Source organism: Xanthomonas translucens pv. undulosa, assembly GCF_017301775.1.
GTDB classification, from domain to species: Bacteria; Pseudomonadota; Gammaproteobacteria; order Xanthomonadales; family Xanthomonadaceae; genus Xanthomonas_A; species Xanthomonas_A translucens.
Genome location: NZ_CP063993.1, coordinates 3655311 through 3673444 on the forward strand (window position 1 = coordinate 3655311; position 18134 = coordinate 3673444).

The 18134-nt window shown below is 66.0% G+C and carries 18 protein-coding genes and 3 pseudogenes; 10 read left to right on the forward strand and 11 right to left on the reverse strand.

Annotation, left to right across the window (positions count from 1 at the left end; translation table 11 throughout):
- Positions 1–104: 104 nt before the first annotated feature.
- Together ISN38_RS15550 and ISN38_RS15555 are read left to right on the forward strand one after the other, a co-directional pair.
- Positions 105–1862 carry a S8 family peptidase gene (locus ISN38_RS15550; RefSeq protein WP_206711878.1) on the forward strand — a complete coding sequence of 586 codons (1758 nt, stop codon included), beginning with the start codon at positions 105–107 and terminating at the stop codon, positions 1860–1862.
- Positions 1863–2251: 389 nt separating this feature from the next.
- A pseudogene (locus tag ISN38_RS15555) lies at positions 2252–3364 on the forward strand (S8 family serine peptidase).
- A gap of 6 nt (positions 3365–3370) precedes the next feature.
- Here the strand turns inward: ISN38_RS15555 and ISN38_RS15560 are convergent.
- The 4 genes from ISN38_RS15560 to wrbA form a co-directional block, all read right to left on the reverse strand.
- Positions 3371–3844 carry an aminoacyl-tRNA deacylase gene (locus ISN38_RS15560; RefSeq protein ID WP_009578127.1) on the reverse strand — a complete coding sequence of 158 codons (474 nt, stop codon included), beginning with the start codon at positions 3842–3844 and terminating at the stop codon, positions 3371–3373.
- A gap of 6 nt (positions 3845–3850) precedes the next feature.
- The gene (locus ISN38_RS15565; protein WP_003472249.1) at positions 3851–4336 is read right to left on the reverse strand and encodes an asparaginase domain-containing protein; all 486 of its coding nucleotides are present in this window, start codon (positions 4334–4336) and stop codon (positions 3851–3853) included.
- A gap of 80 nt (positions 4337–4416) precedes the next feature.
- Positions 4417–4785, reverse strand: coding sequence for a DUF2069 domain-containing protein (locus ISN38_RS15570; protein ID WP_003472250.1), 369 nt, complete (start codon positions 4783–4785; stop codon positions 4417–4419).
- Positions 4782–5378 carry an NAD(P)H:quinone oxidoreductase gene (gene wrbA, locus ISN38_RS15575; RefSeq protein ID WP_003472251.1) on the reverse strand — a complete coding sequence of 199 codons (597 nt, stop codon included), beginning with the start codon at positions 5376–5378 and terminating at the stop codon, positions 4782–4784. Before wrbA ends, ISN38_RS15570 begins: the two co-directional genes overlap by 4 nt.
- 80 nt (positions 5379–5458) lie before the next feature.
- Here wrbA and ISN38_RS15580 point away from each other — a divergent pair, with 80 nt between their 5' ends.
- Genes ISN38_RS15580 through ISN38_RS15590 form a run of 3 tightly spaced genes read left to right on the forward strand, consistent with a single transcriptional unit; the run spans position 5459 to position 7631 of the window.
- Positions 5459–6733: a YihY family inner membrane protein gene (locus tag ISN38_RS15580; RefSeq protein ID WP_003472252.1), complete on the forward strand. Its 1275-nt coding sequence runs from the start codon at positions 5459–5461 to the stop codon at positions 6731–6733.
- Entirely contained in the window at positions 6730–7365 is a 636-nt protein-coding gene (locus tag ISN38_RS15585; protein ID WP_047325166.1) for a TlpA family protein disulfide reductase, read from the forward strand. The genes ISN38_RS15580 and ISN38_RS15585 overlap by 4 nt, the downstream gene beginning before the upstream one ends.
- Complete coding sequence (locus ISN38_RS15590; RefSeq protein WP_003472254.1) at positions 7365–7631, forward strand: acylphosphatase; 267 nt, start codon at positions 7365–7367, stop codon at positions 7629–7631. The genes ISN38_RS15585 and ISN38_RS15590 overlap by 1 nt, the downstream gene beginning before the upstream one ends.
- Positions 7632–8050: 419 nt before the next feature.
- On the opposite strand, the gene ppk2 is transcribed toward ISN38_RS15590, so the two are convergent.
- From ppk2 to ISN38_RS15620, 6 genes and pseudogenes are all read right to left on the reverse strand, one after another.
- A complete protein-coding gene (ppk2, locus tag ISN38_RS15595) occupies positions 8051–8827 on the reverse strand; it encodes a polyphosphate kinase 2 (RefSeq protein ID WP_047325165.1) in 777 nt (258 codons plus the stop codon).
- Complete coding sequence (locus ISN38_RS15600) at positions 8824–9162, reverse strand: helix-turn-helix domain-containing protein (protein ID WP_003472265.1); 339 nt, start codon at positions 9160–9162, stop codon at positions 8824–8826. The genes ppk2 and ISN38_RS15600 overlap by 4 nt, the downstream gene beginning before the upstream one ends.
- 13 nt (positions 9163–9175) lie before the next feature.
- Complete coding sequence (moaB, locus tag ISN38_RS15605) at positions 9176–9694, reverse strand: molybdenum cofactor biosynthesis protein B (protein ID WP_003472267.1); 519 nt, start codon at positions 9692–9694, stop codon at positions 9176–9178.
- 368 nt (positions 9695–10062) lie between these two features.
- Positions 10063–10233, reverse strand: a pseudogene (locus tag ISN38_RS15610) (1,4-beta-cellobiosidase); the annotation flags it as partial.
- Between the two features lie 19 nt (positions 10234–10252).
- Positions 10253–11176 (reverse strand): annotated as a pseudogene (locus tag ISN38_RS15615) (IS1595 family transposase).
- 650 nt (positions 11177–11826) lie between these two features.
- On the reverse strand, positions 11827–12033 hold the full coding sequence (locus ISN38_RS15620) for a hypothetical protein (protein ID WP_206711879.1): 207 nt from the start codon (positions 12031–12033) through the stop codon (positions 11827–11829).
- Between the two features lie 762 nt (positions 12034–12795).
- Here ISN38_RS15620 and ISN38_RS15625 point away from each other — a divergent pair.
- The 4 genes from ISN38_RS15625 (at position 12796) to ISN38_RS15640 (ending at position 16435) form a co-directional block, all read left to right on the forward strand.
- Positions 12796–13518, forward strand: coding sequence for a hypothetical protein (locus ISN38_RS15625; RefSeq protein WP_047325164.1), 723 nt, complete (start codon positions 12796–12798; stop codon positions 13516–13518).
- Positions 13519–14151: 633 nt separating this feature from the next.
- Entirely contained in the window at positions 14152–14613 is a 462-nt protein-coding gene (locus tag ISN38_RS15630; protein WP_141696141.1) for a hypothetical protein, read from the forward strand.
- A 132-nt stretch (positions 14614–14745) separates the two neighbouring features.
- Complete coding sequence (locus ISN38_RS15635; protein WP_206711880.1) at positions 14746–15219, forward strand: hypothetical protein; 474 nt, start codon at positions 14746–14748, stop codon at positions 15217–15219.
- A gap of 685 nt (positions 15220–15904) precedes the next feature.
- Positions 15905–16435, forward strand: a complete 531-nt coding sequence (locus ISN38_RS15640) for a hypothetical protein (protein ID WP_241753950.1) — start codon at positions 15905–15907, stop codon at positions 16433–16435.
- Positions 16436–16625: 190 nt separating this feature from the next.
- On the opposite strand, the gene ISN38_RS15645 is transcribed toward ISN38_RS15640, so the two are convergent.
- Positions 16626–17405 (reverse strand): hypothetical protein, encoded by a 780-nt coding sequence (locus tag ISN38_RS15645; RefSeq protein ID WP_141697393.1) that lies wholly within the window; start codon positions 17403–17405, stop codon positions 16626–16628.
- Positions 17406–17685: 280 nt separating this feature from the next.
- On the opposite strand from ISN38_RS15645, the gene ISN38_RS15650 reads away from it, so the two are divergent.
- Positions 17686–18132, forward strand: coding sequence for an avidin/streptavidin family protein (locus ISN38_RS15650; protein WP_038239449.1), 447 nt, complete (start codon positions 17686–17688; stop codon positions 18130–18132).
- The last annotated feature ends 2 nt before the right edge of the window (positions 18133–18134 follow it).

Below are 18134 nucleotides of genomic sequence, written 5' to 3' on the forward strand. Positions count from 1 at the left end.
GGGCCGGCCTGGGAATCGCGCTGCATTCGGAGTCCGTGCCTGTTCTGGCATGCGCAGCGCGAAAAATCGCCGTCAGGTGGCAATCAACGAAAAGGAAGTTTCGAATGTCCGATATTTCGCAACGTGGTTCGCGCCAGCGTCCTTGGCTGATCGTGCTTGGAGCGTCCGCATTGACCTCGCTGTTGCTGGCGACGCCGGCATTCGCTGGCGACGTCAACCTCTCCGGCCTGTCCGCCGAGCCGACCGTGCAACGTTTCATCGTCAAGACCAAACACGCTGCCTCCGTCGCCAGCGCAAGTGCCGCCGCCACTTCGCCGTCGTTGCGCGCGACGCTGCAATCGGTCGCCGCAGCGATGCCGGCCAAGAACGGCCGCGCGCTGGGGCTGACCAGCCTGCGCCGCCTGGCGGTCGGCTCGGAGGTGATCAAGGCCGACCGGCCGTTGGACCGCACCGAGGCCGAGGCGCTGATGCGCCAGCTGGCCGCCGATCCGAATGTCGAGTCCGTCGAAATCGATCAGCTCATGAAAATCGCGCTGACCCCGAACGATCCCAGCCTGTCCAACCAGTGGGCCTTCGGTACCACCAGCGCGGGCATCAACGTACGCCCGGCCTGGGATCAGGCCACCGGCACCGGCGTGGTCGTGGCGGTGATCGATACCGGCATCACCAGCCATCCCGACCTCAATGCCAACATCCTGCAGGGCTACGATTTCGTCAGCGATGCGGACATGGCGCGCGACGGCAACGGCCGCGACAGCGATCCGGCCGACCAGGGCGACTGGACCGCGGCCAACGCGTGCTATTCCGGTTCGCCGGCCACCAATTCCAGCTGGCACGGCACGCATGTGGCCGGCACCATCGCCGCGGTGACCCACAACAGCACCGGCGTGGCCGGTATCGCGTTCAATGCCAAGATCCTGCCGGTGCGCGCGCTCGGCAGGTGTGGCGGCTACACCTCCGACATCGCCGACGCGATCACCTGGGCGTCCGGCGGCACCGTCAGCGGCGTGCCGGCCAACACCACCCCGGCCGAAGTGATCAACATGTCGCTGGGCGGCAGCGGCACGTGCTCGACCACCTACCAGAATGCGATCAACGCTGCGGTCGGCCGCGGCACCACCGTGGTGGTGGCGGCCGGCAATCGTTCGGCCAACGTCTCCACCTCGTCGCCGGCCAACTGCGCCAACGTGATCTCAGTGGCCGCGACCACCTCCTCGCGGGCCAAGGCCAGTTACTCGAACTACGGCAGCGGCATCGACATCTCCGCGCCGGGCTCGAGCATCCTGTCCACGCTCAACGACGGCACCACCACTCCGGGCAACCCGAGCTACGCCAGCTACAACGGCACCTCGATGGCGACGCCGCACGTGGCCGGCGTGGTCGCGCTGATGCAGTCGGTCGCCCCGAGCCCGCTGACCCCGGCGCAGGTGGAAAGCACCATCAAGACTACCGCGGCCAGCTTCTCCTGCTCGCAGGGCTGCGGCGCCGGCCTGCTCGACGCCAACGCCGCGGTGACCGCCGCGCTGGGCGGCGGCGGCAGCACGCCGCCCAGCGGCAACACGCTGCAGGATGGCGTGCCGGTCAGCGGGCTGGGCGCCAGCAGCGACGGGGAGCTGAACTACACGGTGACGGTGCCGTCCGGGTCCAGTTCGCTGAGCGTGAGCATCTCCGGCGGCAGCGGCGATGCGGATCTGTACGTGCGTCTGGGCAGTGCGCCGACCGACAGCAGCTACGGCTGCCGGCCCTATCTCAACGGCAACAACGAGACCTGCACCTTCAATTCGCCCAGCGCCGGCACCTACTACGTGCGGCTCAAGGCGTACAGCACGTTCTCGGGCGTCACCCTGACCGCGAACTACTGATCCGTCCGCGGCAGCGTGGCGCTCGCCTGGATGGCGGTGCCGCGCAAGCGTCGGTCGATGCCGCGCAGCGCAGGGCAGGACGCCCGGACGTCACAGCGAACACAGCCCCGCGCCTCGGCGCGGGGTTTTTCTTTGCCTGGTCGGCAGTGCCGCCGCTGTCTGCCAAGAAATCTGTCGATGCAGTCCGCACTACGAAGCGGCGGATTGTTCCAGATCGCGACATTGGGCGCGCGCGCCCCTGCACTGGCTGCCGGCAGTGCCGATATCCGAGACGTAGGACCGTAGTAGCGGTTGCGGCGGCGATGCTGGCGCGGCCCCATCGCGCTTCGCGGTGTCCCGCCCGGCGCCAGGCACGGCCGACTGCGCCATGCGTTACAGGGGAACGTCCGATGTCCAAGCGTGCATTGTCTTGCCGTGGCCGCCGCGCCGCGATCGTCTCCGCCATGCTGCTGGCGGCCTGCGCCGGCAGCGCCGCTGCCGGTGAGATCGCCCTGCAGGGTTTGGCATCGATGCCGAATCCGCAGCGTTTCATCGTCACCTACCGCGACGGCGTCGGTTCCGCGCTGTCGGCGCGCGCTCGGCCTGGCCGCGCTGCGGCGCCTGGCGACCGGCGCCGATGTGGTCGGCGCCGACCGCACGCTGGACCGGGTCGAGGCCGAGACACTGATGCGCCGTCTGGCCGCCGATCCGGCGGTGAAAAGCGTGGAAGTGGACCTGCTGTTGCGGCCGACGCTGGTGCCGAACGATCCGGGCCTGTCGCAGCAGTGGGCGTTCGGCACCACATCGGCCGCGATCAATGTGCGCCCCGCCTGGGACGTGACCAGCGGCAAGGGTGTGGTGGTAGCGGTGATCGACACTGGCATCACCGCGCATCCGGACCTGGCCGCGAACGTGCTGCCAATTACGGCGCCGGGGTGGATGTCGCCGCGCCGGGACAGGGCATCCTGTCCACCCTCAATGCCGGCAACCTGGCCCCGGCCGCGGCCGGCTACGCGTCCTACAGCGGCACCTCGATGGCGGCGCCGCATGTGGCCGGCGTGGCCGCGCTGGTGCTGTCGGCATCGTTGAACCCGCTGACCCCGGCGCTGCTGGAGGCGCGCTTGAAGGCGACCGCCAGTGCATTGCCGGTAGCCTGCACGCCGGGTTGCGGTGCGGGCCTGGTTAATGCCGGCGCGGCGGTGGCGGCCACGCTGAAGGCGCAGACCCTGGTCCGCGGCGTGCCGTTGGGCAACCTGGCGCTGAAGGCGGGGACCTCGCTGTACTACCAGGTCAGCGTACCGGCCGGCACGCCCTGGCTGAAGCTGTCTCTGGCCGGCGGCAGCGGCAACGCCGACCTGTCCCTGCGCGGCGGCAGCCTGCCGACCGATACGCTGTACGGTTGCCGCTCGATCGCCGCGGCCAATGCCGAGAGCTGCACGCTCAACCTGCCTGCCGGCACTTACTACGTGCGGGTGAAGGCAGTCACCGCCGTGGCCGGGGTGGGCGTGACCGCCAGCTACTGAGCGGCCTCATTCGCACAGGTCGCAGGCGCGCGCCTGTAGCACGTCGAGCAATCGTGCGGCGTCGATTTCCAGCAGCAAGCCGCGCTGCCCGGCGTTGAACCACACGCTGCCCGGGGCCAGCGCCGACTGCTCGACCAGCACCGGCGCCGGCCGCTGCTGGCCCAGCGGACTGATGCCGCCGACCTTGTAGCCGCTGCGGCGCTCGGCCTCGGCCGCCTCCATCATCCGCGCCGACTTGCCGGCGCCGGCCGCGGCGAGCTTCTTGAGCTGCACGCGGCGATCGGAGGGCACGACCACGCACACGGCGTTGTTGTCGATCCACGCCATCAGGCTCTTCAGCACCCGTGCCGGCGGCAGGCCGAGCGCTTGTGCCGCCTGCAGGCCCTTGGCGCCGGCTTCGGCTGCGTAGTCGTAGGGATGCAGGCGATAGGCGACGCCGGCCGCGTCCAACGCGCGGGTGGCACGGGTGGCCTTGGACATGGCGGCTCAGGCGGGTTCGAAGCGGTTCGCGGCCACGTTCTTGCGGACCTTCTGCGGGTCCCAGATCTGCCCGTTCATGGCGATGTAGACCCCGGCCGGCAGCGACTGCACCGCACCGACCGCGCAACCGATGTTGAATTCCGCGTCGGAGCCGCGGAACCGCGCCGGGTTCAGCGCACCGGTCATCACGATGGTCTTGTCCGGGATCGTCTGCAGCACCTTGCCGGTCTGCACCATGGAGTCGGTGCCGTGGGTCAGCAGCACGTGGCGCGCGGACTGCGCGGCGACGGTAGCGCGGATCAGCTCGCGGTCTTCGTCGGTGATGTGCAGCGAGTCCTTGCGGATGATCGGGATCACCGTGAAGCGGAAGGTCACGCCCAGTTCCTTGAGGATCTGGCCGATTTGCGGATCGCCGATCTGGTAGTCGGACTTGTCGTCGAAATAGATCTTGTCGATCGTGCCGCCGGTGGTGACGATCAGGAGTTCTTCCATTGCCGGTTCCTAGAGCATGACGGGGCGCGGCCACGGTCGCGCGAGACCGCCATGATACCCGGCAGGCCGGCGCCGGCCGCTCAGGGCCTGTCGCCGCCGGGCGGCTTGGCGCCGCGCTTGCGGGCGAAACGCGCGCGCAGGCCCGGTGCGCTGGACAGGCCGATCGCCAGCAGCGCCAGCAGCAGTTCGGCCCAGGCGTAGGCGCGCTGCGGCGGATGGCTCCAGGCGGCCATCACCCCGTGGCTGAACCAGAACAGCCCGAACACGCCGGCCCAGAAGCGCGCCACCGCCGCGCCGCGCAGCACGCCGATCGCCAGCAGCAGCGGCGGCAGCGCGAACACCAGCAGCGCGGCGAGGCGGTGGCGGTCGTCGTGGAACCAGGCCGCGTACAGCAGTGCCAGGAACAGCAGCGTGGCGGCCAGCGCGTCACGCAGGCGGGCGGTGCTCACGGCGCCGCCAGGCGTTGCGCGATGCCGGCCAGGCGCCGCCCCAGTGCGCGTGCCAGCTGCGCTTCTTCCTCGCTGGGTTGCGGGTCGTCGTCGGCGCCGGCGACATGGCTGGCGCCGTACGGGGTGCCGCCGCTGCGCGTACTGCTGAGCAGCGGTTCGGTATAGGGAATGCCGACGATCACGCAGCCGTGGTGCAGCAGCGGCAGATGCATCGACAGCAGCGTGGCTTCCTGGCCGCCGTGCAGCGAGGCGGTGGAGGTGAACACCGCCGCCGGCTTGCCGGCCAGGGTGGCGCTGGCCCATTCGGCGCCGAGCCCGTCGATGAAGTGCTTGACCGGCGCAGCCATGTTGCCGAACCGGGTCGGGCTGCCCAGGGCCAGGCCGACGCAGTCGCGCAGGTCGCTGGCGTCCACATACGGCGCGCCGCTGTCGGGGACCGGCGGCGCGCTGGCCTGGGTGACCGCGGCCACCGGCGGCACCGTGCGCAGGCGCGCGGCCATGCCGGGCACTTCGCCGACGCCGCGCGCGATCTGCCGCGCCAGGCGCGCCACCGAACCGCCACGGCTGTAGTACAGGACCAGGATCTCGGCCATGCGGCCCTCGCTTGCTTGCACCAGAACGGCCGCCAGTATCGGCGATGCCGGCATCCGTGCGCATCGGGTACCCTTGGCCGATGCAGCCTTTGGACACGGTCAATCTCTGGACGGAGCGAGTGCGCGACCGCGCGCGGATGCGCAGCTTCGCCGGCTTCCTGTGGCGGCGCTTCCTCGACGACCGCCTGTTCCAGGCCGCCGCGTCGCTGGCCTACACCACAATCTTCGCGCTGGTGCCGCTGGCGATGGTGGTGTTCGGCGTGCTGTCGGCGTTTCCGGTGTTCGACCGCTGGAGCGACCAGCTCAGCGACTACATCTTCTCCAACTTCGTGCCGGCCGCGGCGCGCTCGGTGGAGGCCTATCTGCGCCAGTTCTCGGCCAGCGCCGGGCAGCTGACCAGCGCCGGGACCATCGCGCTGATGGTGTCGCTGCTGATCACCTTGAACAGCGTCGAGCAGACCTTCAACCGGATCTGGCGGGTGGTCTCGGCGCGGCCGCGGCTGACCCGCTTCCTGGTGTACTGGACGGTGCTGACCCTGGGTGCGCTGCTGGCCGCGGCGTCGCTGGCAGCGTCGGCGCGGTTCTTCGCGTTGCCGCTGTTCCGCACCAGCGAAGGCCGGCTGCTGGCGCACATGGTGCTCGGCCTGGCGCCGGTGCTGATCGAGTTTGTCTGCATCACCCTGGTGTACCGGGTGGTGCCGCACCATACGGTCAAGCTGCGCCACGCGGTGCCAGGCGCGCTGCTGGCGGTGGCCCTGCTGGAACTGGTGAAGTGGGGGCTGAGCCTGTACCTGGGCAGCTTCCAGTCCTACCAGCGCATCTACGGCACGGTCGCGTTCGTGCCGATCTTCCTGCTGTGGATCTATCTGAGCTGGATCGGGATCCTGCTCGGCGCCTCGCTGGCGTCCTCGATCGCCGCCTTCCGCTACCAGCCGGCGTCGATGCGGCTGCCGGCCGGCTACGAGATCTACGGCTTGCTGCGCCTGCTCGGGCGCTTCGCGCAGGCGCGCAAGGACGGCCATGGCCTGCACGAGGACCGGATCCTGCAGCTGGAGCCGATGCTGACCGATTCGCTGGTGCAGGAACTGCTGTGCGAACTGGAGCGCAGCCGCCTGCTCAGCCGTGCTGCGCATGGCGAATGGCTGCTGGCGCGCGACCTGGCCGACGTGCCGCTGACCGAACTCTATGAAAATTGCCAGTTGCGCATCCCGATCGCCGAAGCCTACCTGCCGTGCCGCGACGACGCGCTGGGGCAGGCGGCATGGCGCGCGCTGGACGAATTGCGCATGCCGCTGCGCGACGTGCTGAAACGTCGCGTCGGCGATCTTTACACCGATATCGGAGACCTCGCATGACCCTGCGCATCCTCTTCCCGTTGTTCGCCACTGCTGCGCTGCTGGCGGGCTGCGATCGGCATCCTGCGCCGGCCGCCGGCGCCGCGCCGGGCGCGTCGGCGCCTGCCGCTCCTGCCGCCCCGGCGGCGCCAACGGCGCCCGCTGCGCCGACCGCACCCGCCGCTGGCGAAGGACCGAACGTGGTCCAGGAAACCCGGCCGCAGCCGATGCTGAAGGTGAAGGCGGTGGACGGCAGCGACTACGACCTGGCCGCGCATCGAGGGCAGTGGGTGGTAGTGAATTTCTGGGCCACCTGGTGCGCGCCGTGCCTGAAGGAAATGCCGGAGTTGTCGGCGTTGCACGTGATGCGCGACAACATCGAAGTGGTGGGCCTGGCCTACGAGGACATCGAGCCGGCGGAGATGCAGGCGTTCCTGAAGGAGCACCCGGTGGCCTACCCGGTGGCGATCCTCGACACCTACGCGCCGCCGGCCGATTTCGCCACCCCGCGCGGGTTGCCGATGACCTATCTGATCGCCCCGGACGGCAAGGTCGCCAAGCAGTTTCTGGGGCCGGTCAATGCGCACGACATCGAGGCGGCGATCGCCGCGGCGGGCGGCAAGGTCGCCGGCCAGACGAAGGCCCCGGGCTGATGGCGTCCGCCCGCTTCCTGGTCGCCGGCCGGGTGCAGGGCGTGTATTTCCGCGCCGCCACCCGCGAACGTGCGCTGGCGTTGGGGCTGGATGGATACGCGCGGAATCTGGCCGATGGCCGCGTCGAGGTCGTCGCCGCTGGCGAGGCCGCGGCACTGGAGGCGCTGGCCGAGTGGCTGCAGCACGGCCCGCCGGCGGCACGGGTCGAGCAGGTGCTGCGCGCGCCCTGGCCGGCGCCGGTGGCGGCGGGCTTCGCGATCGGGTGACGCCTCGGAAATCTTTGCGTCTCGCTGTGGGAGGGACTTCAGTCCCGACGAGGCCTTAGCGGTAGCGCGTCGGGACTGAAGTCCCTCCCACACCACCGCATGTCGCTGCAGAAGAGGTTTCAATCCGGCAGTGTCTTTGCGGAGGCGTCCGGTCGCGGCTGAAGCCGCTCCTACAGAAAACCCGTGCACCGTCGGTTGCATGCTGCACCATCGAGTCCCTAGTCCCGACCCTACCGGTAGCGCGTCGGGACTGAAGTCCCTCCCATACCACCGCATGTCGCTGCAGAAGGGGTTTCAATCCGGCAGTGTCTTTGCGGAGGCGTCCGGTCGGGGCTGAAGCCGCTCCTACAGAAAACCTGTGCACTGTCGGTTGCATGCTGCACCATCGAGTCCCGAGTCCCGAGTCCCGAGTCCCGGCCTCAAACCGGATACGACGCGATCGGCTGCAGCACGCCAAACTTTTCCTTGCGCGGCTTGTGCTTCAGCGGCGGCAGTTCCAGGTCCGGCTCCTGCAGCGGGGTGTCGGGCAACTGGTCGAGCAGATGCCGGATCAGGGTCAGGCGGCCGCGCTTCTGGTCGTTGAAATCGACCAGGGTCCACGGCGCCTGGTCGCGGTGGGTGGCATCCAGCATCGCCTCGCGGGCGCGGGTGTAGTCGGCGTACTGGGCGCGCGACTGCAGGTCCACCGGCGATAGCTTCCAGCCCTTCAGAGGATCGTGCAAGCGTTCGGCGAAGCGCTTTTCCTGCTGGTCCTGATCCACGCACAACCAGTACTTGAACAGGCGGATGCCGTCGTCGACCAGCAATTGCTCGAACAGCGGCGCCTGGCGCAGGAATGCCTGGTATTGCGCGTCGCTGCAATAGCCCATGACCCGCTCCACCCCGGCGCGGTTGTACCAGCTGCGGTCCATCAGCACCATCTCGCCGGCGGCCGGCAAATGCGTGGCGTAGCGCTGGAAATACCACTGCGTGCTTTCGCGGTCGGTTGGCTTGGGCAGCGCCACCACCCGGCACTGGCGCGGGTTCAGATGTTCGGCGATGGCCTGGATCGCGCCGCCCTTGCCGGCGGTGTCGCGGCCTTCGAACAGCACCAGCGCGCGTTCGCCGCTGTGCTGCAGCGCCTGCGCCAGTGCCGCCAGTTCCAGTTGCAGCGGTTGCATCAATGCCTGGTACTGCTTGCGTTTGAGTTTGCTCATTTGCTGCGTCTCGTGCGGGTGCCGGCCATGCTGCGCGCCACTTCCAGCAGCGCGCCCTGTTGGCGGCTGTCGAGCGTGCGGTAGGCCTGCAATAGATCGTGTTCGCCGCGGGTGCGGGCCGGGTCGAGTTGGCTGGCCAGTTCGCCGAGCAGCGCGCCGGCGGGAACGCCGAAAGTGCGCGCCAGCGCGTTGAGCTGATCGCGGCCGGGCATCTTTTCGCCGGCCAGCCAGGCCTTGACCGTGGCCGCGCCGGCGCGCGGGATGGCGGCGGCGATGTCCGCCGCGGTCATGCCGCTGGCCTTGGCCAGCAGGCGCAGGGTGGTGTCCAGGGGCATACGCGGTTCCAGGTCATTCCTTCAAGCGTGGGCGCAGCGTAGCCAGGTTGCACGGCCGGGTGCGCGCGTCGAGCTGCGCGGCGACGATCCTTTCCCAGGCGGTACGGCAGGCCGAGGTCGAGCCGGGCAGGCAGAACACGAAGGTGGCATTGGCCAGGCCGGCGAAGGCGCGCGACTGCAGCGAAGAGGTGCCGATCTCCTCGAAGCTGATCGCCCGGAACAGCTCGCCGAACCCGGGCATCTGCTTGTCCAGCAGCGGCAGCAGCGCTTCGGGGGTGGAGTCGCGGCCGGTGAAGCCGGTGCCGCCGGTGACCAGGATGCCGTCGACCTGCGGGGCGGCGATCCAGGCCGACACCACCGCGCGCATCCGGTAGCGGTCGTCGGGCAGCAGCTCGCGCGCATACAGGCGGTGGCCGGCCTCGCCGAGCACCGACACCAGATAATCGCCGGAGCTGTCTTCGGCCAGGCTGCGCGTGTCCGACACGGTCAGCACGCACAGGTTCAATGCGATGAAATCGGCTTTGGCGCTCATGCCCGAAGCCTAGCGGCTCGCCCGGCTGGCGTACAGCCCGGCGTTCAGGGCGCTTGCCGGCATGCCATCCATACGCGCCTGCTGCGCCATCGGTGGCCAACGCGCGTCACCGGCGCATGCGCCGCGTTGCCGCCGGCAGCGCAGAGGCTCGATGCGCGTGCAATCGGCGATGGCGGCCGAACCGCCGCCATCGCCAGTGCCGCAACTTACGACAATGGAAAACCAACGGATCGCGTCGCTGGCACTACCGGCCTGATGCGATCCGCCATCTACCTACGCCATGCCGAGTCATTGCGCTACGGCCGCCGCCGTGCTCTGGCAACCAACTCGGGTACCTGCCGCTAGCGGACCGGCAGGATTGCGCTGCGTCACTTTTCCGCTTGCTCGTTGATGCTGGCGGCGCTGCCGATCGCGGGATAGGCATTGTTGACCAGCATGACGAACTGATCGTGAAACCAGTCACCAGAGATCGGCGCGTTGGGCAGTGCGTCCGACAATACGCCATCCGGTGTCGTATAGGTAGGGTCGCACATAAGGTCTCCTGATTAGCCCTGACCCTCAGCCATGAAAATTGCTTGCCGCACGCAGAACCGGCTCTGGGCAAGGCTTGCAACGCATCATGGAAGTTGCGAGTCGCGGCAGCATCTCGCGCAAGCGGAATCGGCGGTTAAAACGATAGGCGGCTTCGGCCAGGTAGCGCCTTGCGTATTTGCTCTGCGCGATGGCGTGATACACGCCGCTGATTGCGCGTTTGAGGTTGCCCAGCACGACGTTGACCCAGCGCGCGCCAGGCGCTTCAGTCGCCGCCCGCCCTCCGCCGGTGTCCAGTGTCGTATGCGCGTGCCCGGCGTCTTCCAGCCGACGGAAGCAGGCCAGTCCATCGGTGTAGACCTCGCACTCCGGCGCCAGGCGACGCGCGGTCCAATCCTGCAGCGAGGCGTTGTCGAAACTGCGCACCGGCTCGATCACCGCAAAGCTCGGCGCAGCGAAGGTCGCATCGGTCTGCACGGCAACCAGGAACGGCTGTTTGTTCTCCGATCCGCGTCCGGCTTTGCCGCCGTTGCGCTCCCCGCCCATGTAAGCATCGTCGATCTGCACGAACCCGCTGAGTGTGCGCGTGGCCTCGCGCTCTGCCATGGCCTGCATGATCTTGTGCTTCATCCGCCAGGCGGTCTTGTAGTTGACGCCCAGATGGCGCATCAACTCCAGCGCCGCCAGATTGGTCTTGGTTGCCGTCAACAGGTGCAAGGCCAGCATCCAGGTGCGCAGCGGCAGCTTGGTTCCTTCGAACATCGTGCCGGCCATCAAGGTGGTTTGATGGTGGCAGGCGCAGCACTGGTAGTAGATCGCCGCGCCGCGCTTGAAACGCGACCGAGTCCGTCCGGCACAGGACGGACAACGGAAACCCTGCGGCCAACGTCACTTGTACAAAGTGCGATAACACTTGGCCTCGGTGCCGTACCATGCGATGAACTGGGACATCGACAATCCAGGCTGGAACTACACGGCATTGATGCTCATCACGCCACCTCGTCGGCTTTCAGGTGGCGCCAGCCTCTACCCAGCATGGCGCAGATCCTGCGACTATTGGCTGAGGGTCAGGGCTAATCAGGTCTTCTCAAGTAATGGAGCCTCCGGGATTCCCGGGGCGGTTCAGTTGCGCTCGCCTGGCGCACCCTGGCAACGCTGCGTCTGGGCGATGGACTTGATCGCCGCCCACTGCCACGGATAGTGGTTTTGGCCTCGAACATCCTGCGCACCGTCCGCTCGATGGCCGTTGGAGAGTCACGTCGGCGCCTTTGCGCAGATGGCACCATCGTCTCGAACACGGGCGCCTCCTGGGCAGTCGCCGCGGTTCAACTGTTTCGTCAACGGAACGTAATTTTCGTGTATCGGCGAAGGACCGTGAGGTTCGGTCGAAATACTGGTACATCGACCACTGTTGAGGAGGTGTTCCATGCAGCCTGCCGCATTGCCGACCATGTCGCCCAGAGTGAGAAGGGAAGAGATCGATCTGGAAATGGGTCTAGCGCAGGCCGCGCGCAATGACGCTCCTTCGCCGCAGCACGCCAGCGCCCAAGTCGATGCGCGGTTGCAAGACCTGCCACAGCGGCCGGCACGTCCCGTGCCTGTCAGGCCGCTGCACAACCGGCCAGCGGATCGCGGAACATGTAGCAAACGTCGCTGGCGCCACCGCCGCTGTTGTTGGAATCGCCTTGCTTGCCCCACCCCTCGTCGGATTCTTCGGCTTGATATTGGATAAACACCAGGTTGCTAAATACGGCGGAATCGCCACATTGGCAGGGTTTACCACGACCGTAGCACTGACGGTAATCCAACGCAGGGCGTCCAAATATGCGCATGGACACAATATAACCGGTAGGGCGAGCGCGTTGGGAACAAGCCGAGCGTGCCTGGATAGAGCCGTTGAATTGGTTACGGTGCCTGATGAGCACGAACGCGCCGCCCATCTGATGAGAGAAGGGGAGAACAACAGCCTAGCCATGGACCTCAAGAATCTGGCAACGTTACCCCCTTCCAGAGTGGATCCAGGCCTTTGGAACGCCGCCCGCAACGCTGGCGAAGATGCGGACGCGCTGATTGATGCATTGCTTGCGTTTAGAAGGCAGTCTGCGCGTGAGTCACATGCCGCGGCATCGTCCTCAGCGTAAAGGACCTGCAAGACGCACACGCTGCGGCCCGATGGCCGCATGCGTGGAGCCCCCTGCGACAAGCGCCGCCGTGCACACGCCATGAAGCGCCCCGGCCTGGCGGCTGTCGTCCGCGCCACCCCAACGCTGCAGCGGTGGCGTTGCTTGCGTTGATCCGCTACCAGCACTAGCCAACGAGGCACGACCCATCGGCTGTTTCGTCTCGTCCGGGATCATGCGCTTACGGCACCACGACGCGCGCGATCCAGCCTTCAGCGTGCTAGGCAACCAGTGACAGAGCGGCGCGGTGCAGAGCATCAATGACGAACTGTGATGCGCCCCTCAGTTACGCGCATGTTTCGCCAGGAGAGCTGCATCTTCGGGTGTCGGCGAAACACTGCTGGTGTGCGATTGGAGTATCGCGCACCGCCACTGTTGACGAGGTGCTGCATGTTTCCTACCGCATTGCCGCCCGTGTCGCCTAGAGCGACAGGGCAAATAGAAGAGACCGATCTGGAAAGCGGTCTTGCGCAGATCGAACACACTGCTGCGTCCTCGCCGGAACGCGACCATGCCCAAATCGATGCGCGACTGCAAGGCCTGCCGCAGCGGCCGGTACGTCCTGAGATTGTTTTTGGATTCGCGACCATGTCGCCGGGCCAGCGTATTGCCAAACGGGTAGCGCTTACGGCCCGCATCATGGGTGGTTTAACTGCATCCGGTTCGATTTCCCCGATGGGAATCGGCGTGGCTGGCCTTATCTCGAAAAACGATGAGATGAAAAAATACGGAATCATCGGCGCATTGGCGATCCCCACGGCCGCTGCCTTCTTTGCAATCGACCGCGTGGCATCCGCTTACGCGAAAGGACCCAATGCAGAAGCCAGAGCGAGAGCGCTGGGAACAGACGCAAAGTGCCTGCATAGAGCTACTGAGCTGGTCACGATGCCTGATGAAGAAAGCAATCGCTATGAGATCAAAGACGATGAGAGAATGGCGATTTCTGTGGATCTCATGAATCTGGCAACGCTGGACCAGTCAATATTGGATCCGGATCTTGTGAATATCGTACGCAATGCTGGCTGTGATGCGGACAAGCTGGTTACAGCATTGCTCAACCTTAAAAGGCAGCCCGAGCCTGACCTGCATGCTGCTGCATCGTCCTCTGCGTAACGGACACCTGCAGGGCGGGCACGCGCGGACCGATGGCCGTACGCGTGGAATCCCTGCGATAAGCGCCGCAGTGCACGCACAATGAAGCCTCCCTGCTTGGCCGCATACACCCGGTGCCCGGCGTATGCGCGCATACACCGGCGCGGCGAAGCAGCGGACAGTCGGCGTTGCCGGCGCACGTTCAACCGCACGCGCCGCATCCAGTGTGGCCTGCCTCTGCTGCGCCAGCCTTCCGAATGCGCGATCGAAACACGCCGGCCCTTCTTGCCGCACCGGCTTGCACAGGCGATCGGCGCACCCAGCAGCTGATTGCCACTGCTGCCGCCAGCCGCGCACGCAGCGTCTTTGTATGTTTCGCCGCATAATTCGCAGGAGTGCCGGCTCGGCCGAGCAAGGCAATAGCGACGGTCCTCGCAACCAAGGTACGCCGGCGCCTCCTGCAGCAGATACGTCCAATCCGGCCGGCACGGCAATGGAACTCGCCGGCCTTTCCCTGAAAGAACAACGGTGCCAGAGGCTGAGGTTCCCCCAACTTTAGTTCTCATCAATCAACGATTTGCAGCGGGTTGAGTTTGCAAAAGTGCGCGCATGGCGCGATCTTCGTGGTTACCACGCCAATGAGGACCGCAGACCATGCGCGCGCGCCAAGTATTGCAAAGATGCCTGGATTCGGCACTGTCGCCGATGCATGCGCTACGCCGGCAAACGCTGCTGCTGGCGGTTGCGTCACTGTTGGCCGGTCGCCGCCTGGTGCTGATCGATCTGGCCCGCAGCTGGTTAGGTGCCGAGCGTCTCCGTACGCCGCCCAAGCGGCTGGACCGACTGCTGAGCAACCCACGCTTGCACGCCGAACGCGAGCGCCTGTACGGCGGTATGGTGCGCTGGCTGGTGCGCTCGCCTACGCCAGTGATCGCGGTCGATTGGTGTCGCTTGGAGGGCGATGGCCGCTGGCATGTGCTACGCGCCGCGGTGCCGGTCGGCGGGCGGACCCTGACCAGGTGTTCCCGGAACGGGAACTTGCATCGCCGAAGGCAGAGCATCGCTTTCTTGAACGCCTCAACGCGCTGTTGCCCGAACACAGCCATCCGATCCTGATCACCGATGCCGGCGTCCTGGCGTCCTGGCGCCGTGGTGCCGGACGGTGGAGCGCCTGGACTGGCAGTGGATCACGCGCCTGCGGCATCGCACCCTGGTCAAGCCTGTCGAGATCCCCGACCAAGCCGATCAGTGGGTGCCGTGCCGCCCGCGTTAACGCGCCAGCAGATTGCAAGCTGTGTAGCAGATGTCGTTGGCGTAACTGCAGCGTTAACTGGAATCGCCTCCCTTGCCCCATCCCTGGTCGGATTCTTCGGCTATATAGGCGATAACGACCAAATGGAAAAATATGGTGGAATCGCCACATTTGCAGGGATCGCCACGACCGGGACATTGTCTGCAATCCAGCGTCTGGCGTCCATATATGCGCATGGACACAACATACCCGGTAGGGCGAGCGTGTTGGGAATAAGCGAAGCGAACCTGTATAGGGTCGTTGAACTGGTGACTGTACCTGAAGAGGACGAGCGCGATGCCCATCCGATGAGTGAAGCAGAGAGCAACGTGCTGGCCTTTGACCTCATGCATCTTTCAACGATGGCTTCTTCCAGATTGGATCCTAATCTTTGGAACGCTGCCCGCAACGCTGGCGATAGCGCTGATTGAGGCATTGCTTGCGCTTAGAAGGCAACCCGCGCCTGAGTCGCATGCAGCCGCTGCATCGTCCTCTGCTCAACGGACCTTCAAGACGGACACGCTGCGGACCGAATGGCCGCATGCGTGGAGCCCCTCGGGTAAGCGTGGCATTGCACAATGAAGCGCCTCGGTCTGGCCGCTATCGCCTGCACCGCTGCGTCGATGTCGCGATGGCGTTATTTGCGTGATGTGCTCCCAGGGCTAGTCAACAAGGCATAATCCATGGGCTGTTTCGTCTCTACCAGGAGCATGCGCTTGCCGCGCCATGGCGCGCGCGATCCAGCCTTCATCGCGATGGGTGACCGGTCACAAGACGCTGCCGTGCAACGGATCAACGGCGAGCCTTGATGCCCCGCTCAACCGCGTGCCGGTTTCGCCAGAAGAGCGGAATTTTCGGGTGTCGTCGGAGCACTCATGATGTTCGGTTGAAATACTGGCGCATCGCCACCCTTGACGAGTGCGCTCCATGCGACCTGCCGCATTGCCGCCCGTGTCGCCTAGAGCGACAGGGCAAGAGACAGATTTGGAAAGCGCCCTTCTGCAGGCCGAACCCGACCGCGCGCCTTCGCCGCTACACGCCAACGCGCAAATCGATGCTCAGTTGCAAGGCCTGCCGCAGCGGCCGGTAGCTCCTCCGCCAGCTGGAGGCCCGACCATGTCGACTGGCCAGCGGATTGCGCACGGTATGGCAGCCGTCGCCGGCGCCGCAGCCACTGCAACTGGAGCCGCCTCTGTTTCCCCGATCATCGTCGGCTCCTGCGGCCTTGCATTCGGGAACGCGGAGATGAAACGATTCGGCGCAATGGCCTCATTGGCAGGGATCGCCGCGACCGGCACACTCCTTGCGCTCCAACGCCTGGCGTCCGCTTATGCGCATGGATCCAACATAGAAGCCATGGCGAGAGAGTTGGGAACAACTGAAGCGTGCCTGCGTAGAGCCGTTGACCTGGTCACGGTGCCTCAGGAGCACGAACGCGGTAGCCATCTCATGAGCGAAGCGGAGAGTAACGCGCTTGCTGAGCAACTCATGCATCTGGCAACGCGAGAACCCTCCACATTGGATCCGAGACTCGTGCATGTTGTCCGCAATGCTGGCGATAATGCGGAAACATTGATTGCAGGATTGCTTGAATTGAAAAGGCAGTCTGCGCCTGAGCCGCATGCCGCTGCATCGCCCTGTGTGTAACGGCCCTGCAAGACCCACATGGCACAGAGCGCGGCCCAGCACACCGGGTTACCGCCAGCGTCGTAAGACAGCTGCCGGGATGACCGCATTGGCATGCGTGAAGCGGCGCCGAGATGGCGTTGTTTGTGTGATGCGCTCCCGGGACTAGCCAACAAGGAACGAACCATCGGCCATTCCATCTCGACCAACATCATGCGCTGACGGCGCCCCGGCCTGTCCGCCATCGTCCGCACCGTTGCGATGAGGGCAGGCGTATACGCGAGCGCACACGCACGGCGAAGCAGCTGACAGGCACGGCATGCGGGTAGTCCACGGGTAACGTTGCCGGCGCAGTTTCGCCCGCAGCCGTCGCCGGCGATGCAGCGGCCCGCATATCCGCACGCGCCGCATCCACCATGGCCTGCATCTGCTGCACAAGGCTGCCGAATGTGCGCCCCCACCCCCAACACGGCTGCGCTTCCCGCAGCACCTGGTTGCCCAGGCACTCGGCGATCGGTACCACCATCAGCTGATTGCCGCTGGTGACGCTGTTGCGCATCGGCCGCGTATCCAGCGACGGCTTGGCGAGGACCGCGTCGGACGCTGCCTGGCCACTGCCCCCGACGACCGGCGCAGCCGCGCGCACAGCGCCTTTGCTGGGAGCCTGCGCAGCACCACGACCGAGGCTGGCCCCTCGGTACCACTCGGCGATGCAGGCCCAACGGATCCGCGTGGACATCGAGCATGCCCATTGGCCGATCGCGGCTTTCGCGTTGCCGATCGCTCGTCTACCCGGACGACCACAGATCCATATGTGGCGCATTCCACCACGGTCCGGCGTCGCCGGTCGGCACGGCGCTGCGCCTTTTGAAAAGTTCGATTCCGACGATCGCCGCCAATCGCACCTAATTCCGGCCAGCACCATTGGATGCACCGACTGAATGCCTGTGGAGCACAGAATAAATGCCAGACTAAATAACATCTCTTTCATCTATTTTCTCATCACAATGCGCGACACCGGCACTGCATCCAACTTGGCTACAGTATTGGATTGCAGGGTAGACAACTGCGCTTCCGAGCATTGACACGCTACCGGCAGCGCACGAAGATTTGTCTTGCAAAAAATGCAGCCAGATTGGCTTGCCTGCTAGCGACACTGCGCTTTTTGAACCAATGCGCCACCTCATCCATACGGCTTCGCTCGTTAAGATTTATTCATCGATTCGACCCTATCACCGAATCTTTCTTTGTCTTGATTACGAGGGGAAACGATAATGTCCATGCACATGCGTCGATACGCTGCCTGTGTTGCCCTGCTGGGAGGCTGCGTGTCGCTGGCCCAGGCCGCGCCGACCTGCAGCAACCCGGTGGGCGACTGGGGGAACCAGCTGGGCTCCACGCTCCGGATCACCGCGGTCCAGCCCTCCGGGCAACTCTCGGGTACCTACACCTCCCCGTCCGGTACCACCGGCTCGGCCTATCCGCTGATCGGCTGGTTTACCAACCCCGTCGCCGGCTCCACAGCGTCGAGCAATCTGCCCGCCATCACCTTCTCGGTGCAGTGGGGCAGCTACGGCAGCATGACCGCATGGATCGGCACCTGCGATGCGTCCAGCGGCGTGCCCACCATCACCACGGTCTGGCACCTGGCGCGCACCAGTTCCCAGTATTCGTGGGACCACTTATTGACCAACAGCGATGTTTTCGTTCCCAAGTAGCA